The organism is Oceanobacillus sp. FSL K6-0127 (assembly GCF_037983385.1).
Classification (GTDB): domain Bacteria; phylum Bacillota; class Bacilli; order Bacillales; family Amphibacillaceae; genus Oceanobacillus; species Oceanobacillus profundus.
Genome location: NZ_CP150287.1, coordinates 3,625,343 through 3,640,433 on the forward strand (window position 1 = coordinate 3,625,343; position 15,091 = coordinate 3,640,433).

At 38.2% G+C, this 15,091-nt stretch carries 14 protein-coding genes and 3 riboswitches; of the genes, 2 read left to right on the top strand and 12 right to left on the bottom strand.

The window, feature by feature from the left end; genetic code table 11:
* Positions 1–61: 61 nt before the first annotated feature.
* From MHH64_RS17890 to MHH64_RS17930, 9 genes are all read right to left on the bottom strand, one after another.
* Positions 62–1,390 carry an LLM class flavin-dependent oxidoreductase gene (locus MHH64_RS17890; protein WP_339316451.1) on the bottom strand — a complete coding sequence of 443 codons (1,329 nt, stop codon included), beginning with the start codon at positions 1,388–1,390 and terminating at the stop codon, positions 62–64.
* Positions 1,391–1,409: 19 nt separating this feature from the next.
* The gene (locus MHH64_RS17895; RefSeq protein WP_303447595.1) at positions 1,410–2,189 is read right to left on the bottom strand and encodes an ABC transporter permease subunit; all 780 of its coding nucleotides are present in this window, start codon (positions 2,187–2,189) and stop codon (positions 1,410–1,412) included.
* Between the two features lie 152 nt (positions 2,190–2,341).
* Positions 2,342–3,301 carry an aliphatic sulfonate ABC transporter substrate-binding protein gene (locus MHH64_RS17900; RefSeq protein WP_340002123.1) on the bottom strand — a complete coding sequence of 320 codons (960 nt, stop codon included), beginning with the start codon at positions 3,299–3,301 and terminating at the stop codon, positions 2,342–2,344.
* Between the two features lie 18 nt (positions 3,302–3,319).
* On the bottom strand, positions 3,320–4,444 hold the full coding sequence (locus MHH64_RS17905) for an LLM class flavin-dependent oxidoreductase (RefSeq protein ID WP_340002124.1): 1,125 nt from the start codon (positions 4,442–4,444) through the stop codon (positions 3,320–3,322).
* Positions 4,445–4,532: 88 nt separating this feature from the next.
* Positions 4,533–5,309, bottom strand: a complete 777-nt coding sequence (locus MHH64_RS17910) for an ATP-binding cassette domain-containing protein (RefSeq protein ID WP_095310765.1) — start codon at positions 5,307–5,309, stop codon at positions 4,533–4,535.
* A gap of 29 nt (positions 5,310–5,338) precedes the next feature.
* Complete coding sequence (locus MHH64_RS17915; protein WP_095310767.1) at positions 5,339–5,701, bottom strand: hypothetical protein; 363 nt, start codon at positions 5,699–5,701, stop codon at positions 5,339–5,341.
* A 32-nt stretch (positions 5,702–5,733) separates the two neighbouring features.
* The gene (locus MHH64_RS17920; RefSeq protein WP_340002125.1) at positions 5,734–7,044 is read right to left on the bottom strand and encodes an O-acetylhomoserine aminocarboxypropyltransferase/cysteine synthase family protein; all 1,311 of its coding nucleotides are present in this window, start codon (positions 7,042–7,044) and stop codon (positions 5,734–5,736) included.
* Positions 7,045–7,401: 357 nt separating this feature from the next.
* Positions 7,402–7,509: riboswitch (SAM riboswitch) on the bottom strand.
* Between the two features lie 16 nt (positions 7,510–7,525).
* The gene (locus MHH64_RS17925; RefSeq protein WP_340002126.1) at positions 7,526–8,494 is read right to left on the bottom strand and encodes an alpha-L-glutamate ligase; all 969 of its coding nucleotides are present in this window, start codon (positions 8,492–8,494) and stop codon (positions 7,526–7,528) included.
* A gap of 18 nt (positions 8,495–8,512) precedes the next feature.
* The gene (locus MHH64_RS17930; RefSeq protein ID WP_118889882.1) at positions 8,513–9,565 is read right to left on the bottom strand and encodes an LLM class flavin-dependent oxidoreductase; all 1,053 of its coding nucleotides are present in this window, start codon (positions 9,563–9,565) and stop codon (positions 8,513–8,515) included.
* A gap of 87 nt (positions 9,566–9,652) precedes the next feature.
* Positions 9,653–9,759, bottom strand: a riboswitch (SAM riboswitch).
* Positions 9,760–9,886: 127 nt separating this feature from the next.
* Positions 9,887–9,993, top strand: a riboswitch (SAM riboswitch).
* A 381-nt stretch (positions 9,994–10,374) separates the two neighbouring features.
* Between MHH64_RS17930 and ssuE the strand changes: the two genes are divergently transcribed.
* Together ssuE and MHH64_RS17940 are read left to right on the top strand one after the other, a co-directional pair.
* Positions 10,375–10,926 (top strand): NADPH-dependent FMN reductase, encoded by a 552-nt coding sequence (gene ssuE / locus MHH64_RS17935; RefSeq protein ID WP_251659251.1) that lies wholly within the window; start codon positions 10,375–10,377, stop codon positions 10,924–10,926.
* Between the two features lie 34 nt (positions 10,927–10,960).
* Complete coding sequence (locus tag MHH64_RS17940) at positions 10,961–12,334, top strand: LLM class flavin-dependent oxidoreductase (protein ID WP_340002127.1); 1,374 nt, start codon at positions 10,961–10,963, stop codon at positions 12,332–12,334.
* A gap of 66 nt (positions 12,335–12,400) precedes the next feature.
* Here the strand turns inward: MHH64_RS17940 and MHH64_RS17945 are convergent, their stop codons facing one another.
* The 3 genes from MHH64_RS17945 to MHH64_RS17955 form a co-directional block, all read right to left on the bottom strand.
* Positions 12,401–12,727 carry a hypothetical protein gene (locus MHH64_RS17945; RefSeq protein ID WP_095310780.1) on the bottom strand — a complete coding sequence of 109 codons (327 nt, stop codon included), beginning with the start codon at positions 12,725–12,727 and terminating at the stop codon, positions 12,401–12,403.
* A gap of 171 nt (positions 12,728–12,898) precedes the next feature.
* Positions 12,899–14,416: a Stk1 family PASTA domain-containing Ser/Thr kinase gene (locus tag MHH64_RS17950; protein WP_118889879.1), complete on the bottom strand. Its 1,518-nt coding sequence runs from the start codon at positions 14,414–14,416 to the stop codon at positions 12,899–12,901.
* Complete coding sequence (locus MHH64_RS17955; protein ID WP_095310783.1) at positions 14,409–15,080, bottom strand: ABC transporter ATP-binding protein; 672 nt, start codon at positions 15,078–15,080, stop codon at positions 14,409–14,411. Before MHH64_RS17955 ends, MHH64_RS17950 begins: the two co-directional genes overlap by 8 nt.
* Positions 15,081–15,091 lie beyond the last annotated feature (11 nt).

Below are 15,091 nucleotides of genomic sequence, written 5' to 3' on the forward strand. Positions count from 1 at the left end.
GTGTTTGAATGTTATTATGAACGGAAATTATAGAGGCATGCAGCAGACATGCCTCTACATATTATCTGGTTTTTAATGCTGAATATTTAGACTCCGGCATTAACAAACCTAAATGGCCCCGAAGTGTACTGTAATCATATTCCTTTCTAAATAGTCCGCGCTGTTGAAGTATTGGAATAACTTGTTCAACAAATTCGCTTAAGCCACCAGGTAAATATTGAGGCATCAAATTAAAACCATCCGCACCTTCAGCTACAATCCAAGCTTCTAATTGGTCTGCAATCTGTTCCGGTGTACCGAATATCGTGAAATGTCCTCTTGCACCAGCAATTCGTTTATAAAGCTCCCTAATTGTTAAGTTTTCTCGCCTCGCCAGTTCAATTATTAATTCTCTTCTGCTTTGGTTTCCATTCGTTTTCGGGATTTCATCCGGAAGTTGATCATCAAGTGAAAGATTTGAGAAATCCATACCACCAAGATAATCGGATAAGAAATCAAGTCCAATCTCTGAAACAATCAGGTCTTGTAATTGCTCATATTTCTCTTTAGCCTCAGCCTCTGTCCTGCCTATAAAAGGGGAAACACCTGGCATAATTTTTACTTCATCCGGTTTTCTTCCAGAGGCAATTACCTTTTTCTTTACTTTTTTATAAAATTGTTGTGCCCCTTCAAGCGTCTGCTGTGCTGTGAAAATAACATCCGCTGTCTGGGCCGCAAGCGTTGTGCCAGCTTCTGAAGACCCCGCCTGAACGATAACTGGATGACCTTGCGGTGAACGCGATGCATTTAATGGTCCTTTTACAGAAAAATGCTTTCCTTCATGATTCAATGAATGCAACTTATCAGAATTAAAGTAAACACCAGATTCTTTATCACGAATAAGTACTCCGTCTTCCCAACTATCCCATAAACCTTTCACGACTTCGACAAATTCACCTGCTCGTTCATAGCGTAGGTCATGCGCTAAATGTTCCTTCTTACTAAAATTGCTTGCTTCGTGCTCATAATAGGACGTCACCACATTCCATGCTGATCTTCCATTGCTTATATGATCTAGTGAAGCAAATTTTCTAGCTAGATGAAATGGCTCATTGTATGTTGTTGATGCTGTAGCTGCAAGACCAATTTTTTTTGTAACAGCAGCTAATGCAGGAAGAAGTGTAAGCGGATCTAGCCTTACTAATTCTGCAGGGTGTGATAATCGATGAAAAGAAAGACCATCACTTAAAAAAATCATATCTAGCTTTCCTTTCTCAGCAATTTCAGCAACTTCACGATAAAAGTTAAAATCTTCAAATCCATCGGCTGGAACATCTGGGTGTCTCCATGAGGCCATATGATGACCTGTTCCCATAAGAAAAACACCTAAAGCTATCTGTTTTTTCTCCACTGTTTTCAATCCTTTCATACTATTTCTTTTGATAAACTGGATTCCACTTTAGGAGTCTGCTCTCTAATAGCTTCGCAAGAGAATCTGCCAGCTTCCCTAAAAGTGCGTATAGTAATATCGCTAGAACAACGATATCAAGTTGCATAAATTCTCGGGCATTATTTGACATGTAACCAATTCCAGAGGAAGCTGCTACTGTTTCTGCTACGATTAACGTTACCCACATTGTTCCCAGTGCATATCGAATTCCAACTAAAATAGATGGCAGTGCTCCCCTCAGTACAATTTTTGAAAAAAGCTTCTGCCTTGATAATCGATAAACATTCCCCATTTCAATTAGCCCCTTATCAACCGAACGAATGCCGTGATACGTGTTTATATAAATTGGAAAAAAGACACCAATAGCTACCAAAATAACTTTGGGCTCTTCACCAACCCCAAACCATAATATAATAAGTGGAATTAAAGCTAAATGTGGGATATTACGGAACATTTGAACGGTAGTGTCTAAATGTTTCTCCGCAATCGGATATATTCCATTTAATAAACCAAAAATTAACCCTAATCCACCACCGATTATAAAACCGGTTAATGCACGGTTAAAGCTAATAAAAATATGAGTCCACAGATCTCCATTCACAGCCATTTGAGCACCCGCTTGAACAACTTCCAAAGGGGGAGGCAATATGCTGCCTGAAATTGATCTGTTCATTGTAAATAACTGCCAACCCAATAACAATGCTACCGGAATTATCCACGGGGCTATTCGGTCATAAAAACTACTAGTTTTTTCTTTCACTTTTTTCACTTCCTTTTACTTACATAATTCATCCGTGAACTTATGAACTATGAATAGAATGTTTGGTGGTACACACCTAGATTTCACTTATGCAGATAGGAAGGTCTATACTTTCCTATCTGCTAAGCTAGCCATTAATTAACTGATTTTAATTATTTATTTTCTGGATACCAAATGTTCTCTGTGAAGTCTATTTCATTATTAATTAACCCAATGTCTAATAAATCTTTTGCTTCGACTTGTAAATCTTCTATTGCTTGATTGTCTATAAACTGTACATTGGATTGTTTTCTTGCTAAGACCGTTCCCCATGTGGCCGAAGGAATTTTGGTCGCTTCTTCTAATAGCTCAGCTGCTTCAGTAGGATCCGCATCAATACTCTTGCCAACTTGTGATAAGTGTTCAATGAATAATTCGACTACCTCAGGAGCTTCCTCGGTTATCTCAGAAGTCGCAAAGTAAAATGATCTGTATGGAACAATATCTTCTGCTGTCTGTAAAACCACATTCCCTCTAGATTCAGCATCAGCTAAATATGGATCCCAAACAACCCATGCATCTACCTCTCCTTTTTCAAAAGCAAGACTAGCATCTGGTGGATTAAGAATGACAGATTCAATATCATCAATCGATAAATCGACAGCGTGAAGCGATTTCGTTAATAAATATTGAGCAATCGATGCGTTATTATAAGCAATCTTCTTCCCTTTTAAATCTTCAAGAGACTGTATATCGGAATTTTCGCTTACTAAAATCCCCTCCGATGTTGGGGCAGATGGTTCACTAGCAATATATTTAAAGTCACTTCCTTTATCTAAAGCAAAAATAGACGGAATATCCCCGGCTCCTGCAAAGTCAATACTTCCAGAATTTAATGCTTCAAGAATTGAGCTACCAGTATTAAACTCCGACCAAGTAACTGTATAACCTAGATCTTCAAGTTCTTTTTGAAGCTCCCCATCATTCTTTAGAGTCAGTGTTGTGCCATTTTTCTGATAACCGATTTTAATTTCATCCGAGGAACCTGCAATCGCACTGCACCCTGCAAATAGAACGGATAGCAATAATATACTGAACAAAATGAACATGTTCCTTTTCGAAAAATAATCCATTTTATATACTCCTCTCACCTATACTGTTTGCCGTATGCTAATAATCTCATGCACCTTGGGTATAACCTTTTCACCTATTTCTTGTATTGTTTCTAAATGCGGGAAACCCCGTAACAATACTTTATCGAATCCTAAATCAGCAAATTCCACAATCCGTGCTGCAACCTGATCTGGCGTTCCAACGAGTGCAATCGAATTTCCAGACAATACCTGGGTCAGTCCCGCCCACAAATTAGGGCCAATCTTAAAATTATTTTCTCGCCCTTCTTCCATTAATTGGTGCAGCCTTTTTACACCAACGGAATCACCTTTTGCTGTTGCCTGCTTTTTCTCGTTTAACAAATCAATTTCAGCCTTTGTGAGCAGTCTATCAGCATTCTTATAAGCTTCTTCTTCTGTCTGACCTAATACAACTTGAAAAGAAACACTATAACTCAATTCCCGATTGTAAGCTGCTGTCCGTTTCTTCATTTCGTTAATTCGTTCTTTCGTATTTTCCAGTGTTTCCCCCCATAACATATAAACATCAGATTCCGCTGCTGCTACGTCCTTACCAACATCTGATGCGCCACCAAAATATATTTTTGGTATAGCTTCAGGCTTTGGAAATAATGTTGATCCTAGAAGTTTATAAAATTCACCTTCATGATTAACGGTTTCTTCTGTAAATAGTCGTTTCAATACTTGAATATACTCCCGAGTTCTCCGGTATCTTGTTCCATGATCCAAAAAATCACCATCAGCAGCTAAATCCACTGGAGAACCTCCTGTTACCACATTAACGAGCGCTCTTCCTCTTGACCAATAATCTACTGTAGCAAACTGTTTAGCAAATATAGATGGTTGAATCGAACCCGGGCGAATCGCAAAAAGAAATTTTAAGCGATCTGTCTGACCGATCAAATTAGCTGCAACAACTAGGGAATCCAGGCACCCTCCACCTGTTGGCAATAACAATGTTGAGAATCCTCCTTTTTCTGCTGCTTGTGCAATATCCCTAATATATTCAAATGTAGGCAGTCTTTCCGAACTTTCATCTGTCCCTGTCCAAGGGTTCACTTTTCTGCGTGAAGCATTATTGCTGGATGCGCCAACAAACTCCCCATCGCCTGATGTTGGTGCCATTGTAATAAATTCAACCATGTTAAAACCTCCACAATGTTATATATTTAACTTCTTTTTTCAAAGCCGTTGATATAAGAATAAAACTGCAATCAATCACATAGTAAAGTTATTCATTTCCAACTTTTCTCATCCTGTGTTCCTGTAAATCAAGCTTTTGTTTTCCAAGTACACTCGATAAAAGTTCTTCTTCTAACTTTGCAAATTTTGGATTTGATCGAGTTCTTGGTCTTGGGAGATCTATTCGCAAATCCAGTTTCACCGAACCGTTTTCAATTAAAATAACACGGTCCGCAAGCTTAATTGCCTCACTCATATCATGAGTAACCAGAATCGTTGTAAATTTCTGTTTCAACCAAAGTTCCTCAATAAGTAACTGCATTTCTAACCTAGTCAACGCATCAAGCGCTCCCAATGGTTCATCAAGAAGCATCAATTTTGGTTTTGATGCCAATGCTCTAGCTAAAGCAATCCGTTGCTTTTGTCCTCCTGATAAAACGGCTGGCCACTCTTTTGCCCTCTCTTCTAAGCCGACTTGTTGTAAAGCCCACTTCGCTTGTTCCATCCATTCTTTCTTTAAACCTAATCCAACTCCAACATTCTCCAGAACTGTTAACCAAGGCAATAACCGAGCATCTTGAAACATAATTCGTGCCTGTTTATTTAAACCATCTAATAGGATATCATCCTGCTTAACCTCTCCAGTGGTTGCTTTCTCAAGGCCAGCAATATGTCTAAGCAAGGTACTTTTTCCGCATCCACTCTTTCCAACAATTGCAATAAATTCACCAGGATTGATACGTAGATCAACTTCACGCAATACTTCTAAATGTCCAAAGGATTTTTCGAGTTGGTTGATTTCCAATTCGACACCTAAATTTGTCATTCTAGAGAGAGCCTCCTTCTCATTCATTTTTAAAAACTAGGAGCAATTTCATTTTCTGGCAACTCTGATTGATGCAAAAGTAAATTGGACTTAATTCTATCTTCAAATTGGTTAAATGAGATTGAATTGCTTAACTGAAAAAACTGAATACCATCATTTCTAGCTTTTTCATATGACAGTTCACAGAATGTCTGTGGTGGGGCAACGAATGCCTCCACACCTTGCTTTTCAGCAAATTTTAATGCTGCACCCCTTCTTCCTTCTTTTAAATGTACAGCTGGATTTTCATAGTCTGCAACCTGTTTAGTTTTTGAATTATAAATCCGTAAAACCTTTCCTTCCACAATTGGTACGATAAACTTCCTTTCATCCAGTACTGCAGCAATAATCATACTTTTCTCTCCTCACTTCTTTGTATTTTTCTTTATTCTACAAAACTAGCTCCCAGGCTTTTCCGTAAAGCGGAATTAATATCAGCTTTTATATCCTCAGCATCTTCTAATCCGACCGATATTCGAATTAATTCTGGTGTAACACCGGTAATTCGCTGCTCTTCTGGTGATAATCTAGAGTGGGTCGTACTTGCCGGATGGATAACAAGTGTTTTTGAATCACCTACATTAGCGACATGTGATAAAAGCTTTACCGATTGGATAAACGTTTTTGCCGCTTCAAGTCCTCCTTTTATGCCAAATGTAAAGATTGCTCCTGCTCCACGAGGTAAATAAGTTTCCGCAAGCTCAAATTGACCATCTCCTTTTAAACTAGGGTAGTTTACCCATGTTACCAGTTCATGCTCATTTAAATACGCAGCAATCTGTTTCGTATTTTCGACATGCTGTTTCATTCGAAGCGGCAGTGATTGAAGCCCTTGAATAAATAACCAACCATTAAAAGGAGATAAGGCTGTTCCAAGATCATGCCCTAACTCAAATCTAGCTTTTGAAATAAAAGCACTCTCACTAGTCAATTCCACATATGATTGGTTATTTAGTGAATCTTTGGGTGTTGTAAATTCTGGAAAGTTACCATTTGCCCAGTTAAACTTTCCTGCATCGATAATGATTCCGCCAATCGATGTTCCATGCCCACCAATAAATTTCGTTGTCGAATGAATAACAATATCTGCTCCAAATGCGATCGGGCATTGGAGATACGGTGTCGTGAAAGTAGAATCTACAACTAAAGGTATACCGTGTTCATCAGCTATTTGGCCTAATTTTTCGATATCAGCTATTTGCAGCCCAGGATTCCCAATTGTCTCCGTAAAAATTGCCTTTGTATTTGCATTAATCGCATTGGTTATTTCTGAGAAATTTGTTCCATCAACGAAACGAACCGTTACACCAAAACGTTTAAACGTTTCAGAGAAAAGATTGTACGTTCCACCGTATAATGCATTTGTTGTCACAATCTCATCTCCTACTTTTGCAAGTGTTAATAAAGCGATTGTGATTGCTGACTGTCCAGAAGAAACTGCAAATGCATCCACACCACCCTCTAACCCTGCTAGGCGTTTTTCAAGAACACGGTTAGTTGGGTTCGCATTACGTGAATAAATATATCCTTCCCCCTGCATTTGAAATAGGGACGCAGCATGATCTGTGCTTTCAAACCCATAGGATGTTGTTTGATAGATAGGTACAGCCCTAGAATGTGTTACCGCATCAAGTTCTTGCCCCCCGTGCTGTGCAATAGTATTAAAATTTAAAATACCACCATGTTCATTCGTCATTTTTTATATCTCCTTTTCATTATTTAATGGCAGCAAAACTAATTTAATTAAACAGATAGGTTAACTTGGTTTAATGGATAAAAAAACATCGCTTTTAATAACTATTTTTCAATAACAAAGAGGCTGAAAGTGTTTTTATCAATAAACATTCAAACATGATTGACAAAAATATCCGATTCGGAAATACACTTAGAGCATCAAGCGACAGATGGTGAGCACCCTTGTGATATGTACCCCAATGTCTCACCCATGCCCCTTCTGTCTACGTATATTTTCTGCGCTAAGTTTGTCTATCGTTCTTCATTTATTTAAATACTTTAGATATCTCGCAGCCTCTTTGAATTATCACATACACCCTCCTTATTTTCAGTGGAATTAAGAATTGGCACCTTGCTACTCAACTTATGACATAATTGCTGCCGCAGGATCATTAGACCAGATTCTTCCCCAGACTCTAGATAAGGATTTTTTATGGGTCAACTTATTTTGCACTGGGGGAACTCCCTACATGTTCTCTCAATTTCTCCAGTTCACTCCCTAAAAACCTCGCTACTTCCAGCATACCGTATTTTCCGCTTTTTGCTTCTGCTTCGCTATTGTAGTTCGTATTTGTGTTAATATCGTACGTGTAAATATTCCCATCCTTATCCTCAATAAATTCGATTCCTGCAATACGAATATTATTCGCCGCTAGGACACGCTCATATTTTTCTAATACTGGATGATTAAATCCCTCACGAATTTGAAACTTAGCTGGCTGGGCACTTTCTTCACCCACCGGGCAAAAAAGATCATCGATTGTGCAAGCATCTGCCGGACATAATTCAAATCCCTCTGATGTATCCACACGCATAGCATAAAGGAACTTTCCATTAACAAACTCACATCGCGTAATATAGGACTCCGGAGATTCAATATACTCTTGAAGTAACGTAACGCCATCAACCGGCTCTTCAAACGACTCCCCTTCCACATATTTTTGCAGTGCGTTTATGGAAGTAAATAATTGAACGCCCAAGCCTTTACCTGCACGATTATGCTTCGTTATAAACTTCTTCCCTTTAAAAGCTTCTGCTGCTTGTAAAATATTTTCTTTCCCTACAGCTGCAATTGTCTTTGGTGTCTTAACACCATACTTTTCAAGCTCAAGATATTGCAGAACCTTGCTTACTTCAAGCTGCAGTGCACGACTGCCGTTTATTACAGTTCTTCCATGATGCTCTAACCACGCGAGTACAGCATTCGTTAATTCTGGTGCAAACCGATTTCCACGGGTATGTGACGAAGCACTCATCCGATTGTAAAAAACCCCTTCTGGAGGTGCTGCACTAAGATCAACCGTACCATTATCAAGCAACCAATCTTCATAAGGTAAATTAAGCTCTTTTAATCGATTAATTAAATGCTCTGTCCACTCATTATTTTCATGGATAACGTATATTTTACTCATTTATAATTCTCCCCTAACTTAGATATTCGTTAATGTATTACGTAATTCTTCAACCTTAGGCATTACTTGCTTTGCAAAGCGTTCCAATTCTTCAAGCTGTGGAGAGCATTGTAATAATAGTTGATCTACTCCGGCTGCTTCATAAGCTAAAATTCGCTTTGCAATTTGTTCCGGTGTGCCAACAAGATTCGGACGCAATCCCCGGTTTGATACTGAGTAATCTTGCAATTTAAGCTGTTGCTCAAGCTCTGATTTCGTTGTAAAATCTTTCATACCTGCATAGCCTGCTGCATCTTTAACTGTCGTAATACGGTGTAATTCTTCCTGTGCCTCTTCCTCCGTATCTCTGCAAATAACATAGGCAGCCATACTAAATGATTGCAATGCTTCTTTTTCAGCCTTCTTTCTACGTCTCTTCATATCTTCAATTTTATTCCTAACTTCTTCCACCGTTCCGCCATGCATCACATATGCGTCACAATAAGCTGTAATAACTTGCTTTCCTTTTTCACTCTCACCACCAGCATATAAAATTGGATTTGGCCGTTGAACTGGCTTTGGTGATAAATTTGTATTTTTAATGTTATAAAACTTTCCATCATAAGAAAATGTCTCTTCCGTCCATAATCCTTTTAAAACTTCTAAAAATTCACTTGTACGATCATAGCGATCATTATGCTCTGTAAATTCTCCACCATACTGTTTGGCCTCTTCCTCCCACCAACCAGAGACAACATTTAAAGTGAATCGACCATTGCTAATTTGGTCAATATTTGCGGCCATTTTAGCAGTTACCGCCGGGTTATGGAATACCGGTCGGACAGCGGTCATAATTTCCATTTTCTCGGTAACAGCTGCCAGTGCTGCGGCAGTTGTCCATGCTTCAATAGAATCGGCTTCAATCCCTTTAATATCATTCAAATATAATTCAGCTATTAACGTTGTATCATAACCCCACGTTTCAGCGTGTTGAATGACTTTCTTTGCGTAATCAAATGTTGGTGGCATATTTTCATCCTCTACATTCCTTAGCCATCCACCAAAAATCGGTAACCAAAACCCATATTTCATTGTTCCATCTCCTCCTAACTTCTGTTCAACAAAAAACCTCTATTCTAGGATAAGAATAGAGGTTTTACATATTATGTATGTATGCTCTTCTTATCTTCCAAGCAGTCTGCTTGATGGAATTAGCACAGTATTCTTAAATGAACCTGTTGCCGAGGATTCTTTGGGCCATGTCCCTCCACCTCTCGTGATAAGATAAATCAAATAATGAAGTTGTTGGTTGAATAATAATATAAAACTTAAGAAATGTCAATCAATTAATTCTTATAATTCTTAGTTGACTTATATGATTTGATATATTAGAATATATCCAACAATTGAAAATTCTTATCAAGAGAAGCTGAGGGAACTGGCCCTATGACGCTTCAGCAACCACTAATTATTTTAGAAAGGTGCTACTTCCAGCAAGATTTTTTCTTGAGAGATAAGAGCTGATAAATGATGTAGTGTACCCTCTTTTCTCTTTTTAGAAGAAAAGGGGGTTTTTTACTCGTATTAAATATTTAGTACCTGTCAACTAAATTTAAACTGTGAACTAACTGCTTTGGTATGAGCAATTCCGCTAAATATACACAATGATCTAGCACTAGCGGTGGAAACAAACAGTGACTTCTGCCGGGGGACGGAGCCATAGTGAGACTTCAAAAACGACAGTTCAAAAAGGTTCACGGGTCACCCGAATAAAGCGTAGTGTGTTTCCGTAGCGAGTATACGTACCAATCCATCATTACAGATTAGTGCAGTTTCTCAAAAGTCTAATATTAACCAGTGTTTCGTAGAGTACAAATAAAAAGCTAAAGGAGAATGTTTACATGAGCGAGATTGTAATTCTATCCGGAAGTCCTTCTGAGTTTTCAAGATCTGAGCAGGTGCTTAAATATTTAGGTACTTTATTAGAAGGTGAGCAATTCTCAGTAACGCATATTTCTGTAAAAGATGTACCATATGAAGATTTATTTCAAGGAAATTTCAATAGTACTGCTGTTAAAGAAATTGCAGTCAAAATCCAACATGCCAAAGGACTAATCGTCGGATCACCAGTATATAAAGGAGCATATTCCGGTGTGCTAAAAGCTTTGATTGATATATTGCCACAGGATATTTTGAAACATAAGCCAGTACTACCGCTTATGACAGGTGGAAGTCCCTCCCATTTACTTGCTGTCGAATATACGTTAAAGCCAGTTCTTGCTACATTAAAAGCACATAATTTAAAAGGTCTTTACCTATTGGATAGACAGATTGATAAGCAAAATCCCCTTCCAATTATTGATGAAGATATTTTACAACGAACAAAAAAACAACTCTTTTACTTTGTTCAGCTTATAAATAATCCAGTTGCTAGAGAAGTTGTTACGTACTAAAGATGCTATTCAATAATAAAAAGGGAGAAATAATATGACAAAAAAGCGTATTTTTTTAAATGCTTTCGATATGAATACTCCGGGACATCAATCACCTGGACTATGGACACATCCAGATGATCAGTCGCATCGATACAAAGATAGTGCCTATTGGACTGAGCTTGCAAAAACATTAGAAAATGGAAGATTCGATGCAGTCTTTATTGCAGATGTATTAGGGACCTATGATGTATATGGTGAATCCCGTGATGCAGCAGTAAGAAATGGTGTGCAATCACCAGTTAATGATCCATTTCTAATTGTTCCATACATGGCAGCAGTGACAAAGCATCTGGGTTTTGGAATTACTGCTTCTGTGACACATGAGCATCCATACACATTTGCTCGTAAAATCAGTACGTTAGATCATTTAACAAATGGACGTATTGGCTGGAACATCGTTACCTCTTATTTAAAAAGCGCAGCTGTTAATATGGGATTAGAAGATCAGATTAATCATGATGAACGCTATAATATTGCGGAGGAATATTTGGAAGTTTGCTATAAGCTTTGGGAAGAAAGCTGGGAAGATGATGCGGTAAAGCTTGACAAAGAAAATCGCGTTTTTACAGATCCAAGTAAAGTTCATGATATTAACCATCAAGGAAAATATTACCGGGTCCCTGGTGCTCATCTATGTGAGCCTTCTCCCCAACGGACCCCTGTTCTTTATCAGGCGGGCGCATCCAAAAAGGGGCGTGCTTTTGCTGCTAATAATGCGGAGCTTGTTTTCATTGGCGCACCAACGATTGCAACAGCAAAAGCAACCGTGGATAAACTGCAAGAAGATATCGAACGGGCAGGAAGATCCAAAGAAGAAATAAAAATTCTTATGATGTTTGTACCGATTGTTGGCAAAACAGAAGCAGAGGCTAAAGAAAAATATAAAGACTATCAACAATATATAAGTGCAGAAGGTGCACTAGCACTATTCGGTGGGTGGACTGGAGTCGATTTATCCCAGTACGCAAAGGATCAAGAAATCAGTTATATCGAAAATGATTCGATTCGGTCCGCACTTGAAAATTTCACAAAAATCCATCCTGATCGACCATCAACAGTAGAGGATGTTATCCAAACAATTGGTATTGGTGGAATGGGAGCAACGGCAATTGGCGCTCCCGAACAGATTGCAGATGAGATGGAGCGATGGGTCAACGAAGCTGGTATAGACGGATTTAACATCGCATATGCCATTACTCCAGGGTCTTTTAAAGATTTCGTTGAGCTCGTTATACCTGTTTTACAAGAAAGAGGACTTGTTCAAACCGAATATGAAGGAAGTACTTTAAGAGATAACTTATTTGGAAAAGGCGATAAGCTCCTTGACACGCATCCTGGAAGGAAAAAACACTTGCTTGTAAAGTAGTAATAACTAAAAAGGAAAGCATGCCATTTCATTATAGGCATGCTTTTTTACTGGTGAGTTTACCATTCAATGTCTGTGCTCCTCACTATGTATTACTTCTTCCAAAAATGTTTCAGATTTCGTATGATCATGTTCATCACAGTAATAAACAACTGTTTTTATTTTATGAGAAATATCACATACATATGAATATCTAAGGAGGTTTTTCATATACGAACCCTCATGAGAACCTACTTCCAATACAGTTGTATCCGTACTATATTCTACCCAATTATGATGTGATGATTCCTTATCATTACTCTCATGCTCTATTACTTCTGCATTCACTGTATTATATGACACTGCTAGGACAATTACTTGGAGAAGAACCACTGCAAAAATCAATTTTTTCATCAATTCACCCACTAATTTAAAGTCATTAAATAATTTCTGCCGTTTTTTATGAAAATATACATTTAGATTCAATTCTCTTGTATGGAAATTAAAAACAGGAGCACTATCCCTATAAATGATAGTACTCCCATTATAACTTTAAAGGCTTCTCAGTCTAAAATAATATTGCTTTTATTTCTCATAAACCTCATCGCTCTCATCACTTTCCACAGATTGTTCCGGTCCGCCACCGACTACATAATCTTCCGGTGCATCCTCAAAGTAATCGGACGGATTCGGTGCTGCCGAAGCATTATTGCTTATACGGATTTCAACCGTATAAGTCATCCGAACAAATTCATTAAATACACCCATGTCCACGACGGTACCTTTCACTTCAGGGGAATCAACATATTTCACAATATAGTTAATATCGGCACCTTTCGAGTGATATTCTTCATAAAACAATCTTGGCAGATCGCCTTCTAACTGACCTCGAAAATCACGTAAATAAGGACTTCCTTCTGAATAAGTAACGGTAATATTCTTATTATCTTTATCTGTCAGCTTTGTTCCTGCCTCAACGGACTGTGAAATAAGTGTTCCGTATGAAACATCTGTGCTAAATTTATGTTTTACTGTCACGAGTAGATCAGGATAATTTGCCACAGCTTCTTCTGGAGTCAGCTCCCCAAAGTTCGGAACTTCAGTAGCTTCTCCCAATGAGACAACAACTTTCATTTTATCCCTTTTAGCAATTTTTTCATCTGGTGCTTCACTCTGACTAATAATATTCCCGGCTTCAATCGTGTCGGAATCCGATTCTTCATATGTCATTTCAATTTCATTGGTTTCTGCCCATTTTTCTACTTCTTCTTTGGCTACCCCAGCAAAATCAGGTATGTTGATATTCTTCTCGAAAACTTCTTTTCCTTTTGAATAATAGACAGCAGCACTATCTTTACGCTTGTATTCTGATTCATCAATGTTGCTATCCCTGATGGAAAACTGAATAAAGCCACCTTCTTCGATATCATCGCTATATTCTGTGACCATCTGCAAATTTTCTGCTTTATTTTCATCAATCCAGGTTTGCGCTTCCTCATGTGTCATCTCCGAAAAATCAACAAGCGGAATAACCTCTTCTGGGTCAGCTCCTAAGCTGCTAGTTAATTGAAGCGTTTTTCCTTTTCTAATCTTTTCTCCAGGAGATACACTTTGCGAAATAATCTGGTTTGCATCATACTCCATACTATATTCCTGCGCTAATTCAACCTCTACATCATTTTCACTTGCCCAAGAACGTGCTTCTGAAACAGGCTTGTCCACAAAATTTTCAACTTTCACATGAACAAGCATATAGTAAATGAAGAATATCAAAACACAAGCTAAGACAGTTCCAGAAATAATCAGCCACATCCGACGTCTTTTTTTCTTTCGATAATCCTGATCAATTTCTACTTCTTCTTCTGCGTCTTGACGGCGACTGCTTCTGGAAGAATTAGACTCTGACTTAAGCGGGGTATCACGCTCAGGTACTGTTTCTTCACTTTCCGCAGCAGAAGCTTGTTCTTCCTGCTTCCGCTGCGTTTCTATTTTTTCCTGCTTAACACTTTTCTCTTCTTTCTTATCTTTTATTTCTTTGTCTTCTTTTTCATTTACCAGATCATCATACTTGTCTTTATTAAACTTTGATAAAAAATCACTCATAGGAAGACAGTGCACCCTTCCTCAAATGGAAAGCCTGATCAGACTGTAAAGCAATTTCATTGGAGTGCGTTACCACAATGACACATTTCCCGTGTTCATGTGCCAATTTTTTAAAAATATCAATAATTTCCTGTTCCATCTCTTCATCAAGGTTTCCTGTAGGCTCATCAGCAAGAATTAATTCCACATTGGTCGCGAGAGCTCGGGCAATAGCCACACGTTGCTGCTCCCCCCCAGAAAGCTTATTAACGAAACGATCTGCTTTACTTTTTACAATACCAATATAATCTAGTAAATTATAAGCTACTGTCTTTGCATCTTCTGGAATTTCATTTTCCGTAATCGTCATAGGAACCAGTACATTTTCCACAGCTGTAAAGGTCGGTATTAAATTATAGCTTTGAAAAATAATCCCGACATTATTACGACGGTACTTTTCATAGCCAATTTTCTTAATGTCTTCTTCATTAAATAATACTTCTCCGCTATGGGGCGAATCCAAGGCACTGAGTAATGATAACAAGGTGGTTTTCCCTGAACCGGACTGCCCTAAAATCGTATAAAACTTCCCTTTTTCAAAAGAGACAGATGTATCCTTTAAGATATAACGACGCTGTTCGCCATCTTGATAATAATAATTTAAATCTTTCGCTTCTAATATCATATTCTCACCTC